The organism is Kitasatospora sp. NPDC127121 (genome assembly GCF_042677305.1).
In the GTDB taxonomy this organism is placed as follows: Bacteria; Actinomycetota; Actinomycetes; order Streptomycetales; family Streptomycetaceae; genus Kitasatospora.
The window spans coordinates 1-14,194 of sequence record NZ_JBHXTQ010000038.1 but is presented as its reverse complement, the minus strand read 5'-3'; the positions used below and the strand labels follow the sequence as shown (position 1 = coordinate 14,194).

6 protein-coding genes and 1 pseudogene are annotated in these 14,194 nt (G+C 74.9%); all 7 read right to left on the bottom strand.

Annotation, left to right across the window (positions count from 1 at the left end):
- Positions 1–59: 59 nt before the first annotated feature.
- Positions 60–1,247, bottom strand: coding sequence for an alpha-hydroxy acid oxidase (locus tag ACFVHI_RS19930; RefSeq protein WP_380341169.1), 1,188 nt, complete (start codon positions 1,245–1,247; stop codon positions 60–62).
- Positions 1,244–2,341: a 4-hydroxyphenylpyruvate dioxygenase gene (gene hppD, locus ACFVHI_RS19925; protein ID WP_380341166.1), complete on the bottom strand. Its 1,098-nt coding sequence runs from the start codon at positions 2,339–2,341 to the stop codon at positions 1,244–1,246. The genes ACFVHI_RS19930 and hppD overlap by 4 nt, the downstream gene beginning before the upstream one ends.
- 52 nt (positions 2,342–2,393) lie before the next feature.
- Positions 2,394–3,692, bottom strand: coding sequence for an MFS transporter (locus tag ACFVHI_RS19920; RefSeq protein ID WP_380341163.1), 1,299 nt, complete (start codon positions 3,690–3,692; stop codon positions 2,394–2,396).
- A 208-nt stretch (positions 3,693–3,900) separates the two neighbouring features.
- A complete protein-coding gene (locus ACFVHI_RS19915; RefSeq protein ID WP_380341160.1) occupies positions 3,901–4,914 on the bottom strand; it encodes a pyridoxal phosphate-dependent aminotransferase in 1,014 nt (337 codons plus the stop codon).
- Complete coding sequence (locus tag ACFVHI_RS19910; RefSeq protein ID WP_063349681.1) at positions 4,914–5,960, bottom strand: class I SAM-dependent methyltransferase; 1,047 nt, start codon at positions 5,958–5,960, stop codon at positions 4,914–4,916. Before ACFVHI_RS19910 ends, ACFVHI_RS19915 begins: the two co-directional genes overlap by 1 nt.
- 147 nt (positions 5,961–6,107) lie before the next feature.
- Positions 6,108–11,855 (bottom strand): amino acid adenylation domain-containing protein, encoded by a 5,748-nt coding sequence (locus tag ACFVHI_RS19905; protein WP_380341257.1) that lies wholly within the window; start codon positions 11,853–11,855, stop codon positions 6,108–6,110.
- A gap of 87 nt (positions 11,856–11,942) precedes the next feature.
- Positions 11,943–14,194: pseudogene (locus tag ACFVHI_RS19900) on the bottom strand (condensation domain-containing protein); the annotation flags it as partial.

The following is a 14,194-nucleotide window of genomic DNA, read 5'->3' as shown; positions in this document are numbered from 1 at the left end:
GTCGGCGAGGGAGGGGTGCAGGTCGGCCCGCAGCAGGCCGCGGGGTGGGGCGGTGGTGGTCACGGGGCACTCCAGGTGGGGCAGGGCATGGGGGTGGTGCGCAGCGCGGCGGCCGCGCTCAGGTCGGCGCAGCCCGCGAGGCCGAGCGCGTGCCGCAGCTCCGCGGCCAGCAGGTCGAGCACGTGGGCGCAGCCGGCCTCGCCCCGGGCCGCCAGGCCCCAGATCATCGGGCGTCCGAGCAGCACCCCGGACGCCCCGAGGGCCAGGGCGGTGAGCGCGTCCGAGCCGCCGCGCACCCCGCTGTCCAGCAGCACCTGGCAGTCGCGGCCGGCCAGCGCCTCGGCGACGGCGGGCAGCGCGGTGATCGAGGGGACGGCCCGGTCGAGCTGGCGGCCGCCGTGGTTGGACACCACCACGGCCTCGGCGCCGAGTTCGGCGGCCCGCACCGCGTCCGCCGGGTCGAGCACCCCCTTGACCATCAGCGGCAGGCTGGTGTGCTCGCGCAGCCAGGCGAGATCCGCCCAGGTGACGGCGGGGGAGAGCAGCTCGGCGGTGTGCGCGGCCACGGCCGAGACGGCGGTGGTGGCCTGGTGGGCCCGCCCGGCGGCGCCGTCTTCGAGTAGGACCGCGCGGACGTCCGCGGGCAGCGCGAAGGCGTTCTTGGCGTCGCGCAGGCGGCGGCCCATGAACGGCACGTCGGCGGTGACGACCAGGCACTCGCTGCCCGCCGCCTCGGCCGCCGCGACCAGTTCGAGCAGCCGCCCCCGGTCGCGCAGCCAGTACAGCTGGAACCAGAGCGTGGCTCCCGTCGCGGCCAGGTCCTCGAAGCCGACGCTGCTGAGCGTGCCGACGGTGAACGGCACCCCCGCCGCGGCCGCCGCCCGGGCCGAGGCCAGCTCGCCCTCGGGGTGGAACAGCCGGTGGTACGCGACGGGCGCCACCGCCACCGGCAGGCTCGCGCGGCTGCGCACCAGGGTGGCGGCGGTGTCGCAGGCGGAGACGTCGGCCAGCACCCGGGGCACCAGGGCGAGTTGGTCGAAGGCCGCCCGGTTGCCGGCGAGGGTGCGCTCGCGCTCCGCGCCGCCCTCCAGCCAGTCCCAGACCTCGGGCGCGAGCGCGGCCCGGGCCGGCTCCGCGTACTCGGCGACGGAGAGCGGCTGGGTGGAGGGTGGCTGGGAGGGGAGCGGCTGGGCGGAGGGCGACTGGGCGGGGGAGGGCTGGTGCCCGGTCAGGGCCGGCGCGTTCATCCGGCCACTTCGCTGGCGCTGCGCTGGAGTTCGACGGCCTCGTAGAGGGCGCGGACGTTGTTGCTGCCGAAGGTGCGGGCCCGGATGCGCTCGATCACCTCGAAGAAGAAGGTGCCGCGCGGGTGCTGGGAGCGGGTGAAGATCTGGAACAGCTGGCCGTCGTGGTCCTGGTCGACCAGCAGGTGCAGGGCGCGCAGCTGGTCGAGGGAGTGCCGCAGCGGCGTCAGACGGGCGGGCAGCGCGTCGAAGTACGCGCCCGGGGTGCGCAGGAACGGCACGCCGCGCTCCGCCATCGCGGAGACGGAGTGCACGGCGTCGGCGGAGGAGAAGGCCACGTGCTGCACCCCGGCGCCGCCGTGGTCGGCGAGGAAGGAGGCGATCTGGCCGCCCGCGTCGGGGCTGAGCGGCTCGATCAGGGTGAGCGTGACGCTGTGGTCGGTGCTCTGCACGACCGCCGAGTCCATGCCGAGCGCGCCGACCTCGATCCGCTCCTCGAAGATCATCCGGAAGCCGAAGACCTCGCAGTACCGGCGAACGGTCTCGCGCAGCTCACCGGAGGGGACGCAGACCGCGAAGTGGTCGACGGAGCGCAGCCCCGTCGTACCGGCACCGGTCACGGGGGCGGCGTCCGGCAGGCCGGGGATCCGGTCGGCGGGGGCGTCGGGGCCGCGTTCGATCAGGGTGTGCACCACGTCGCCGAAGGCGCCGACCACCGCCGTGACGCAGCCGTGCGCGGCCTGCGGCGGGCGCAGCCCGTCGGCGCCCCGGCCGGTCAGCGTCCGGTAGGCGTCGGCGGCGTCCGGCACCCGCAGGGCCAGTGCGCCCACGCCGTCGCCGTGCCGGGCCAGGTAGTCGGTGGCCGGGTGGCCGCCGGCCAGCGGCTGGGTGAGCAGCAGCCGGACGGTGCCCTGTCCGACCAGCGCCGAGAGGCAGCGCTCGGCGGCCTCGCCGCGCTCGGTGGGCGGGACGAGCAGCTCGAAGCCGTACTCGGTGGTCAGCCGGGCGGTCTCGGCGGTGAGGTCGGACAGGTAGAACTCGACGTGGTCCAGTTCGACGGGGAGCGGGGCGGCGGTGGGCGAGGAGCGGTCGGTCATCTGAGGAGCTTTCTGGTGAGGAGGAGAGGAGGTGTCGGGGGTGATCGGGCGATCAGGTGCGTTGGAGGTCCGGGGCGCTCCCGGGCTCGGTGGGACTCTCGGAGTCGGCCGGAGGCTCGGTGGAGCTCTCGGGCTCTTCGGGGGCCTCGGTCCCGGCGGGGGCCTCGGATTCCGCGGGGGCCTCGGGCTTGCCGAGCAGGTGGGCGGCCGCGAGCAGGGCGCCGAGCACCATCACGGCCAGCACGACCCGGAAGTCCAGGGCGGCCACCAGCCCGGAGCCGACGCCGACCGCGAGGGCCTGCGGGGCGGTGAGCGAGAGGTTGACGGCCGCCTGGGCGCGGCCCATCAGCTGGGGCGGCGTGGCCGCCTGGGCGGCCGTGGCGAGGCCGACCATGGCGGCCGGGATGCCCGCCCCGGCGATCACCAGGCCGGCCGCCACCACGGGGAGGGACGGCGCGAGCAGCAGGACCGTGCCGAGGCCGAACACCACCGACCCCGCCATGACCGTCCGGCGCGGCCCGAGCCGGCCGATCAGCAGACCGCCGACCACCGAGCCGCCCAGCGCCCCGACCGCCTCGATCGTCTCCAGCACGCCGAGGAACTGCGGCGGGCGGTGCAGCCCGTGCTGGGTCAGTGCGAACAGCACCGGCTGGAGCAGGCTCAGCACGAAGCCCGTGACGGCGGTGGCCGCCACCAGCGGGCGCAGCCCGGTCGCGCCGCGCAGGTGGGCGAAGCCCGCCAGCACCTCGGTGCGCCACCGGCGGCCCGAGGGCTCCGGCCTGGGCTCGTCCGCCCGCAGGCCGAGGAAGGCCAGGGCCGCCAGCAGCAGCACGCCGAGGTCGGCCAGGGCCACGGCGCGCCCGCCCAGCCAGCTGTAGAGGCCCGAGCCGAGTAGCGGCGCGACGAGCGTGGTGCCGGCCCGGGCGCTCTGGGTGAACCCGGCTGCTGCGCCGAAGTCCTGACGGTCCGTCAGGATCGTACGTAGCAGGGCGCTCTGCGCCGGGGCCAGTACGGCCCCGGCGAGACCGCAGAGCGAGGCGGTGCAGTAGATGATCCAGACCCGGTCCGGACCGTCGACGAGCAGCAGGGGCGTCAACCCCACCGCCACCACCAGGTTGACCCCGACCAGCAGCGGTCTGCGCCGGACCCGGTCGGCGAGCAGGCCGCCCAGCGGCAGGAGCAGCAGCGGCGCGGCGAAGCAGAACAGCACCAGCCCGGCGGCGGAGTTGCTGCCGGTCAGCACCTTGGCCCAGATGCCGAGGGCGATGGAGAGGGCGCTGTCGCCGAGGACGGACAGGGTCTGCCCGGCGAGGTAGCGCCGGAACTCCGGGCGGGCCAACAGCGGGTGCATCGCGGTTCCTTCGCTGCGCCGACGGCGCTTCGGGGTGCTGGACGTGCTGGACGTGCTGGACGTGCCGTGTGTGCTGAGTTGCTGGGCTGCTCGGCGCGTGGGGCGCGGACGGTGCGCCCTCACGCGCCGTGCGCGGGGACATGCGGGAACGTGCGGGACGTGCGGGGAGGTGCAGGGATACGCGGGGATCCGCGGACGCGGGGTGCGGTCAGGGAGCGGCGGGCGCGGTGGCGCCGAAGCCCTCGATCACCGCGTCGTTGGCGTCCTTCTCACCGACGGCGATCCGGATGCCCTGCCCGGCGTAGTAGCGGACGGCCACCCCCCGGCGCTCCAGCTCCGTCCGCAGGGGGAGCTGGTCACCCGGCGCGACGACCCAGAGGAAGTTGGTCAGGCTGGGCGCCACCGTCCAGCCCAGCCCCAGCAGTTCGGCCCGCAGGCGCTCCCGCTCGGCGGCGATCTCGGCGATCCGCCGGTCCACCTCGTCCTGGGCCGAGACGGCGGCCAGCAGGCCCGCCTCCTGGAGCCGGTTCACCGCGTACGGGACCTGGTGGTCCCGTACCCGCTGGGCCACGGACTCCTCCGCGAGCGCGTAGCCGATCCGCAGGGCGGCGATGCCGTGCGACTTGGAGAGGGTGCGCAGCACCACCAGGTTCGGCCACTCGGCGATCCGGTCCGGGACGGCCGGGGCCGCCCAGTCCCGGGCGAAGTCGACGTACGCCTCGTCCAGCAGGATCAGCGCCGTGGCCGGGACGCGGCGGAAGAAGTCCGTCAGCTCCGCCCAGGAGTAGACCGTGCCGGTCGGGTTGTGCGGGTTGCACAGCACGACGATCCGGGTGCGCTCGTCCAGCCGCTCGGCCATCGCGGCCAGGTCGTGCCGGGCGTCGGGGCCGAGCGGGACGGCCCGGGCCTCGGCCCGGGCGATCTCGCAGAACAGCGGGTACGCGTCGAAGCAGGGCGCCGAGTGCACCACGTTGTCGCCGGGCTCGACGACGGCGTGGAAGAGGTCCAGCGCCACGCCCGCCGAGCCGTGGCCGACCGCGACCTGGCCGGCCGGGACGCCCTGCCAGTCGGCGATGATCCCCTCGATCCGCTGCGGGCGGAAGTCCGGGTACCGGTGCAGGTCGCCGGCGGCCGCGGCCAGGGCGGCCACGACGGACGGCAGCGGCGGGCCCGGGTGCTCGTTCTGCGCCAGCAGGTGTCTGGCGGCGGGGGCGGCGGCCATCAGTCGGTCTGGAGGACGTAGAGCCAGGAGTGCGGGGTGGCCAGCGCCTCGACGCGGTCGATCCGCAGCCCGGCGTCGGTGAACAGCTCCTCGTACGTCTCCTTGGTGTGCAGCGGCACGCCCATCATCGCGTGCGCCAGCTCGAAGCCGACCGAGAAGACCGGCAGGGCGCTCTGGGACTCGCCCGGGCCGCGCAGCATGGTGTCGCCGAGCACGAAGGTGCGGGCCTTCGGGAAGGCCTCCCGCATCCGGGTGAAGATCGAGGAGCGGGTGGCCGGGTCGGCCAGCAGGTCGTGCAGCAGGAAGAAGCTCATCACGGTGTCGACCTCGGCCACCTCGGCGGCCTCGGCGTCGTTGTCGATCTGGGTGCCGAGCAGGCCCAGGACGTCGGCCCGGACGGCGGTGACGCGGTCCTGCATCCCGGCCGTGACGATGTCGCGGCGGGCGATGTCGGTGGCCGGGCGGCTGATGTCGATGCCCAGGCCCCGGGTGCCCTCGCGCTGCCCGACCACCCGGCGCACCCGGGCGGAGGTGCCGCTACCAAGGTCGGCGATGGTGCGGAAGTCGATGCCGGAGAGCACGTCGGTCAGCTGCGCGGCGAACAGCGACTGGTCGCACTGGGCGGAGCCGAGGGCGACCATCGCCTCGTCGCGCAGGACGTCCTCGCTGTAGCGGTGCGTTCCCGCGCTCAGGTGCCCGGCGCGGCCGAACACGTCGTGGTACCCGCCGACGGCCCAGGTGAAGTAGCCGCGTGCGGCGGCGACTTCGAGGCCCACCTCGGTGGGCACGTAGGTGCCGCCGTCGGCCTTGACGTAGCCGCAGTCGGCGGCGGCGCGCAGGACGGCCTCGGTCCGGGCGGTGTCGCCGCCCTGGGCGGTGGCCTCGACGGCCGAGAGCGGCTCGCCGCGCCCGAGCTTCTCCAGCACGCCGATCCGGTCCAGCGCGAAGATCACGTTGGCGGCGATGAAGCCGTTGTAGGCGTCGGTCGACGTGATCGGCGACGGGGTGACGCCGCGCCAGGTGTCGGGGATGGCGGCAGTGGTCATGGTGGTGTCCGTTTCTCGGTGGGCGGGCCGGGTGCGGCCCGCGCGGTGGGTGCAGGTCGGTGGCCTGCGGTCGGAAGGGATGCGAAAGTCGGCGGGTCGGGAGGCCGGTCGGGAGGTGGGTCAGGAGGCCGGTCAGAGGCCGGTCGGTCAGGAGGCCGGCCGGGCGGTCAGACGGGCGGCGAGCACCGGGCCGATGACGGCGAGCGCCTCGGGGCCCGTCATGGCACCGTGGGTGCTCGGCACCTCGTGGACGTCGATCCGGCCGCCCACGTGGGGGCGCCAGCCGTCCGGGTCGGGGGCGTCGGACGGGCGGTCCTTGGCGGCGGTGAAGACCACCGCATCGCCGTCGTAGCCGGGCAGCGGGAGCGCGTGCGCCAGCTCGGCGTTGGTCTGGAAGACCGCGACCACCCGGGCCACCGCGGCGCCGCTGAGGCCCGCGAGCGGGCCCTCGCCGTGCCGGACCAGCTCGGCGTAGCCGTCCTCGTCCTCGGGCCAGGCGTCGACCTCCCCGGCCGGGTGGCCGAGCGAGTCGAGGATCACCGCCAGCTGCGCCGGGTCGTCCCGCCACTGCTCGGGCCCGGCCTCGCCGGCGCCCGGGTAGGCGTCCAGCAGGGCCAGCAGCCGGACCTCCTCGCCCTGGTCGCGCAGCAGCGCGGCGATCGCGTGGGCGACGGCCCCGCCGAAGGACCAGCCGAGCAGGGCGTACGGGCCCTCGGGGCGGACGGCGCGGATCTGCGCGAGGTAGTCGCGCGCCAACTCCGCGACGGAGGAGGGGCGGTGGCTCGGATCGGCCAGGCCCGGGGCCTGGAGGCCGTAGATCGGCTGCTCGGCGTCGAGGTGGCGCAGCAGCCCCGTGTACACCCAGCTGATGCCCGCGGCCGGGTGGACGCAGAACAGCGGCGGGCGCGAGCCCCGGGTGCGGATCGGCAGCAGGACGGGGAAGCTCTCGGCGCCCGGCCCCCGGGCGAGCCGCTCGGCGAGCCCGGCGACGGTCGGCGCCTCGAACACGGTGCGGACCCCGATCCCCTCGCCCGCGCCGACCAGCTCCCGCAGCCCCGCGACCAGCCGGGCGGCCAGCAGCGAGTGCCCGCCCAGTTCGAAGAAGTTGTCGTCCACGCCGACCCGTTCGAGCCCGAGCACGTCGGCGAACAGCCCGCAGAGCACCTCCTCCTGCGGCGTGCCGGGCGCCCGCCCGGCGCCGGGCCAGGCGGCGGTGTCGGGGGCGGGGAGGGCGCGGCGGTCGACCTTGCCGTTGGCGGTGAGGGGGAGGGCGTCCAGGGCCACGACGGCGGAGGGCACCATGTAGTCGGGCAGGGTCGCGCCGACGTGGGCCCGCAGGAGGGCCTGGTCGACCGTCTGCCCGGGCCGGGCCACGGCGTAGCCGACCAGGCGCCGGTCGCCGGGGCGGTCCTCGCGGACCAGGACGAAGGCCTGGGCGAGGGAGGGGTGCCGGACGAGGGCGGCCTCGATCTCTCCGGGTTCGATGCGGAACCCGCGGACCTTGACCTGGTGGTCGGTGCGGCCGAGGTACTCCAGGGAGCCGTCGGCCCGGCGGCGGGCGAGGTCGCCGGTGCGGTACATCCGGCTGCCGGGGGCGTCGTACGGGTTGGCGACGAAGCGCTCGGCGGTCAGGCCGGGCCGGTTGAGGTAGCCCCTGGCCAGGCCGGCGCCCGCGAGGTAGAGCTCGCCGACGACCCCGGCGGGGACGGGTCGCAGGGCGGCGTCGAGGACGTGCAGCCGGGTGTTCAGGATGGGCCGGCCCAGCGGCGGTGCGATCCGGCCGGACAGCGGGGTGGTCATGCTGGCGCAGACGGTGGACTCCGTCGGCCCGTAGGCGTTGACCATCCGCAGGCGGGCGGACCAGTGCTCGACGAGGTCGGGCGGGCAGGCCTCCCCGGCGACGGCCAGGGTCTCGACGTGCGCGAGCGCGTCGGGGGGCAGGACGGCCAGGGCGGTGGGCGGCAGGGTGACGTGGGTGACGCCCTGCTCGGCGATCAGTTCGGCCAGGGCCGGGCCGGGCAGCAGCTGGTCGGCGGTGCCGAGGACGGCGCGGGCACCGGTGAGCAGGGCCATGCTGAGCTCGGCGACGGCGGCGTCGAAGGAGGGGGAGGCGAACAGCAGGACGCGGCTGTCGGGGGTGGGCGCGAGACTCTCGCGCTGGCTCTCGATCAGGGAGGCGAGGCCGGTGTGGGGGACGACGACGCCCTTGGGGCGGCCGGTGGAGCCGGAGGTGTAGATGACGTACGCGGCGGCGTCGGGGGTGGGGGCGGTGGCGGTACCAGGTTCGGCGTCCGTGAGGTTGTGCGCCGGGTGACCGGAGGTGTCGAGGTCCTCGACCAGCAGGCGTGGGACGGCACTGTCGGCCGGCAGGCCGGCGGCCACCGTACCGGTGGTGAGGACCAGGACGGGGGCGGCGTCGGCGAGCATGTAGGCGATGCGGTCGGCCGGGTAGCGCGGGTCGAGCGGGAGGAAGGCCGCGCCGGCCTTGAGGACGGCGAGCTGGGCGACGATGAGCTCGGTCGAGCGGTCCAGGGCGATCGCGACGAACCGCTCGGGGCCCGCGCCGTGTGCGGTGAGCAGCCGGGCGAGGCGGTTGGCGCGTCCGTTCAGCTCGGCGTAGGTGAGCTGCTCGGCGCCGAAGGCGAGGGCGACGGCGTCGGGGCGGGCGGCGGCCTGGGCCTGGAAGAGCGCCGGGAAGGTGGCGGGGGCGACGGGGTGGTCGGTGTCGTTCCAGGCCGTGACCAGCTGCCGGCGCTCCTCCGGGGCCAGGATCTCCACCTGGCCCACCCGCTGGTCCGGGTCGGCCAGCACCGCGCGCAGGGCGCGCTCGAACCGCGCGGCCGTCGCCGCCGCCGTGGCCCGGTCGAACAGGTCGACGGCGTACTCGACCGACAGCTCCAGCCCGGCGGGGGCGCCGTCGCGGTCGAAGGTCTCGCCGAAGGCGAAGGTCAGGTCGAACTTGGCGAGGTCCGAATCCAGCGCCTCGACCCGGCCCGGCAGGCCGCCGAGGCGCATCTGTCCGGCGTCGCCGCCCGAGGTCAGCATCACCTGGCAGAGCGGGTGCCGGGCCGTCGAGCGCGCCGGGTTGAGCAGCTCGACCAGGCGCTCGAAAGGCACGTCCTGGTGCCCGAAGGCGTCCAGGGTGCCGATCCGGACGCGCTCCAGCAGCTCCCGGAAGCTCGGGTCGCCGGAGGTGTCGGTGCGCAGCACCAGGGTGTTGACGAAGAAGCCGACCAGGTCGTCGAGGGCTTCGTCGGTGCGCCCGGCGACGACGGTGCCGATCGGCAGGTCGGTGCCCGCGCCCAGGCGGCCCAGCGTGGTGGCGAGTGCCGCCTGCATCACCATGAACACGCTGGCCCGGCTCTGTTGCGCCAACTCGACCAGGGCGCCGTGGAGTTCACCGTCCAGGTGCAGTTCCACCGCCGCGCCCCGGCGGGTCGGCGCGGTCGGGCGGGGGCGGTCGTAGGGGAGCGCAAGCTCTTCGGGGAGGCCGGACAACGTCTGCTGCCAGTGGGCGAGTTGTTCGGTGAGCAGGGTGGTGGGCTGCTGTGGGGTGCCGAGGAGTTCGTGCTGCCAGAGGGCGTAGTCGGCGTACTGCACGGGGAGTGGCTGCCACTGCGGTGCGGTGTCGGTGAGCCGGGCCTGGTAGGCGGTGGCGAGGTCGCGGAGGAGGGGGGCGACGGACCAGCCGTCGGTGGCGATGTGGTGCATGAGGACGAGCAGGACGTGTTCGTCGTGCGGGAGGGAGAGCAGCGTCGCGCGGACGGGCAGGTCGTGGGCGAGGTCGAAGACCGCCTCGCCGGCCTCGGTCAGGGCGGCCTGGAGCTCGGCCTCGGTGGCCACCGACACGGTGTGCAGCGGGAGTTCGGGGCGCTCGACGATCAGCTGGTGCGGCTGGCCGTCGGTGGTCGGGTAGACGGTGCGCAGCACCTCGTGGCGGTCGAGGACGTCCGTCAGCGCGGCCTGGAGGGCGGGGGCGTCGACCCGGCCGGTCAGGCGCACCGCGCACGGGGTGTTGTAGAGCGCGCTCGGGCCCTCGAACTGCTCGATGAACCACAGGCGTTGCTGCGCCGGCGAGAGCGGGATGCGCTCGGGCCGGTCGACGGGCCGCAGGGCCGGGCGAGCCGCGCCGGAGGCGGGTAGGACGGCGGCCAGGGCGGCCACCGTGGGAGCGTCGAACAGGGCCCGGATGGGCAGTTCGGTGCTGAGGGCGGCGCGGATGCGGCTGACCAGTTTGGTGGCGAGGAGGGAGTGGCCGCCGAGGTCGAAGAAGCGGTCGTCGATGGTGACGGTGGTCAATCCGAGGACGTCGGCGAAGAGTTCGCAGAGGGTTTGTTCGGTGGTGTTGCGGGGGGCGCGGCCTTCGGTGGTGCCGGTGTAGTCGGGGGCGGGGAGGGCGCGGCGGTCGACTTTGCCGTTGGCGGTGACGGGGAGGGTGTCGAGGATGACGACGGCGGCGGGGAGCATGTAGCTGGGGAGGGTGTCGGCGACGGCGGCGCGCAGTTCGCCGGCGGTGACGGTGTCCGTGACGCTGTCTGTCGAGGTGGTGGTGAGGGTGGTGTAGACGACGAGGCGTTTGTCGCCGGGTTGGTCTTCGCGGACGTGGGCGAGGGCTTGGCCGACGGCGGGGTGGGCGGTGAACGCGGTTTCGACTTCGCCGAGTTCGATGCGGAAGCCGCGGATCTTGACCTGGTCGTCGGCGCGGCCGAGGAATTCCAGGATGCCGTCGGTGGTCCAGCGGGCGAGGTCGCCGGTGCGGTACATCCGCTCGCCGGCGATGAACGGGCAGGCGACGAAGCGTTCGGCGGTGAGGGAGGGGCGGCCGGTGTAGCCGCGGGCGAGTCCGGCGCCGGCGATGTACAGCTCGCCTGCCACGCCGGCGGGTACGGGCTGCAGTGCGGTGTCGAGCACGTACGTCCGGGTGTTGGCCAGCGGGCGGCCGATCGGCACCACGTTCGGGACCGCCGAGGAGGGGGTCATGGTGAAGGTGGTCTTGATGGCCGTCGTCTCGGTGGGCGCGTAGACCGCGACGACGGAGGTGTCCGGGCACGCCTGGAACAGCCGGCGGACGGCCTCGGGCGGGACGACGTCGCCGCCGGTCCACACCTGCCGGACGGCCCGGAAGGCCTCCGGCGTCTCCTCGGCCATCAGCCGCAGCAGGCCCGAGGGCGCCTGGACCAGGGTCACCCGGTGGGTGGTGATGGTCTCGGCGAGGCGCCGGATGTCCAGCTCGCCGGGCTCGGCCAGCACGATCGCCCCGCCGGTGACGAGCGGCGCCCAGATCTCGGTGGTGGAGGCGTCGAAGGCGGTGGGCGAGTGCAGCAGGACGCGCTCGTGGTGGCCCGTGCGGAAGTGCTGGTTGCCCAGCAGGTCCACCACGTTGCGGTGGGTGACGGCGACGCCCTTGGGCAGGCCGGTCGAGCCCGAGGTGTACATCACGTAGACCAGCTGGCCGGGGTGCACGGGCACGGCCGGGTCGCCCGCCTCGGGGGCCGTGGCGAGCAGCGCGTCGGTGACCTCGACGGTGGTGAAGCCGCCGGTGGCGAGGACCGGATGCCCGTGGTGGGCCGGGTCGGTGAGCAGCAGGCCGGTGCGGGTGTCGGTGAGGATGTGCTGGAGCCGGTCCAGCGGGTAGCGGTCGTCCAGCGGGACGTACGTGCCGCCCGCCTTGGCGATCGCGAGAACGGCCGTGAGCAGCCCGGCGGAGCGCTCCATCAGCACCGCCACCGGCTGCTCGGCGGTCAGGCCGCGCGCCAGCAGCAGGGCGGCGAGGCGGTTGGCGCGGCCGTTCAGCTCGGCGTAGCTGAGCTGTTCGGCGTCGGTGATCAGGGCGGGGGCGTCGGGGGTGGCGGCGGCCTGGGCCTCGAACAGCCGGGGCAGGCTGGTGTCGGGCACCGGTGCGGTCGGTCCGTTCCAGCCGGTGAGCAGGTGCTCGCGTTCGGCCGGGTCGAGGATCTCGATGCTGCCGATCGGGGCGTCCGGGTCGGCGGCGACGGCGTGCAGGACGCGCAGCAGCCGCTCGGCGAGGGCGGTCGCGGTGGCGTGGTCGAAGAGGTCGGCCGCGTAGTCGACGGCGCCGCGGACACCGAGGCAGTCGCCGTCCGCCGTGAGGTGCTCGACGAAGTTGAAGTTCAGGTCGAACTGGGCCTGGGCCTCGCCGGCCTCGACCGGCCGGGCCGTCACCGGGCCGAAGGCGAGATCGCCGGCCCGCTCCGTGTTCAGGGTGACGAGCGACTGGAAGAGGGGGTGGCCGGCGGTGCGGGTGGGGTTGAGGTGTTCGACCAGGCGCTCGAAGGGGATGTCCTGGTGGTCGTAGGCGTCGAGGTCGGTGCGGCGGACGCGGTCCAGCAGTTCCCGGAAGCTCGGGTTGCCGCTGGTGTCGGTGCGCAGCAGCAGGGTGTTGACGAAGAAGCCGACCAGGTCGTCGAGGGCTTCGTCGGTGCGTCCGGCGACGACGGTGCCGATCGGCAGGTCGGTGCCCGTACCGAGGCGGGTGTAGAGGGCGGCGACGGCGGCCTGCAGGGCCATGAAGAGGCTGGCGTTCTGCGTGCCGGCCAACTCGGCCAGCGCGGTGTGCAGTTCGACGTCGAGTTCCAGCTCCGCGGCGCCGCCCCGGCGGGTGGGCGCGGTCGGGCGGGGGCGGTCGTAGGGGAGCGCAAGCTCTTCGGGGAGGCCGGACAACGCCTGCTGCCAGTAGGCGAGTTGCAGGGAGACGACGCTCTCGGGGTCGTCCTCCTCGCCGAGCAGCTCGCGCTGCCAGAGGGTGTAGTCGGCGTACTGCACCGGCAGCGGCTCCCACTGCGGCTCGGTGCCGGCGAGCCGGGCCTCGTAGGCGGTGGCGAGGTCGCCGAAGAGCGGGGCGACGGACCAGCCGTCGCTGGCGATGTGGTGCGTCAGCAGCAGCAGGACGTGCTCGCCCGGCGAGGGGAGGGCGTACAGCCAGGCGCGGACGGGGAGATCGGCGGCGAGGTCGAAGACCTGCCCGGCGTCCTCGCGCAGCCGCTCGGACAGTTCGGCCTCGCCGGCCACCGGCACCCGGTGCAGCGGCGGGCGCCCCTGGTCGAGGATGTGCTGGTGGGGCTGGCCGTCGGTGGTCGGGAAGACGGTGCGCAGCACCTCGTGCCGGGCCACCACGTCCCACAGCGCGCCTTCGAGGGCGGCGGCGTCGAGCTCGCCGGTCAGCCGGAGGGCGAACGGCGTGTTGTAGAGGGCGCTCGGGCCCTCGAACTGCTCGATGAACCAGAGCCGCTGCTGGGCGAACGACAACGGGATCAAGGTCTGCCTCCGACTGGCGACGTACGGGTGCTGTGACTGCTGGGGCTGGTGTGGCTGGTGGGGTTCGGCGGTCGCGGGACGCGGCGGGCCGCGCCGCCGGCCGGGCCGGCGGCGGGCGCGCATCCTGCTGTGGACGGGGCCGCGAGGTGGGCGGCAGGTCAGGCCGGACCGCCCGGGCGGCGCATCGGCCGCAGGGCCGGGCGGGCCTTCTTCGGCGTGGCCTTCTGTTCGCGCTCGGGCAGGACGGCGGCCAGGGCGGCGACCGTGGGGGAGTCGAACAGGGTGCGGATCGGCAGCTCCGTACCGAGGGCGGCGCGGATGCGGCTGACCAGCCTGGTGGCGAGCAGCGAGTGGCCGCCGAGGTCGAAGAAGCGGTCGTCGATGGTGACGGTGGTCAACCCGAGGACGTCGGCGAAGAGTTCGCAGAGGGTCTGTTCGGTGGTGTTGCGGGGGGCGCGGCCTTCGGTGGTGCCGGTGTAGTCGGGGGCGGGGAGGGCGCGGCGGTCGACTTTGCCGTTGGCGGTAACGGGGAGGGTGTCGAGGATGACGACGGCGGCGGGGAGCATGTAGCTGGGGAGGGCTTCGGCGACGGCGGCGCGCAGTTCGCCCGGAGTGACGCTGTCTGTCGAAGTGGTGGTGTAGACGACGAGGCGTTTGTCGCCGGGCTGGTCTTCGCGGACGTGGGCGAGGGCTTGGCCGACGGCGGGGTGGGTGGTGAACGCGGTTTCGACTTCGCCGAGTTCGATGCGGAAGCCGCGGATCTTGACCTGGTCGTCGGCGCGGCCGAGGAATTCCAGGATGCCGTCGGTGGTCCAGCGGGCGAGGTCGCCGGTGCGGTACATCCGCTCGCCGGGCGGGCCGTAGGGGCAGGCGACGAAGCGTTCGGCGGTGAGGGAGGGGCGGCCGGTGTAGCCGCGGGCGAGTCCGGCGCCGGCGATGTACAGCTCGCCTGCCACGCC

What these genes read in the sequence shown, in the direction of transcription:
- ACFVHI_RS19915 (WP_380341160.1), bottom strand. Translation starts at nt 4,914, where the DNA reads ATGGCCGCCGCCCCCGCCGCCAGACACCTGCTGGCGCAGAACGAGCAC.
- ACFVHI_RS19930 (WP_380341169.1), bottom strand. Translation starts at nt 1,247, where the DNA reads ATGAACGCGCCGGCCCTGACCGGGCACCAGCCCTCCCCCGCCCAGTCG.
- ACFVHI_RS19920 (WP_380341163.1), bottom strand. Translation starts at nt 3,692, where the DNA reads ATGCACCCGCTGTTGGCCCGCCCGGAGTTCCGGCGCTACCTCGCCGGG.
- hppD (WP_380341166.1), bottom strand. Translation starts at nt 2,341, where the DNA reads ATGACCGACCGCTCCTCGCCCACCGCCGCCCCGCTCCCCGTCGAACTG.
- ACFVHI_RS19910 (WP_063349681.1), bottom strand. Translation starts at nt 5,960, where the DNA reads ATGACCACTGCCGCCATCCCCGACACCTGGCGCGGCGTCACCCCGTCG.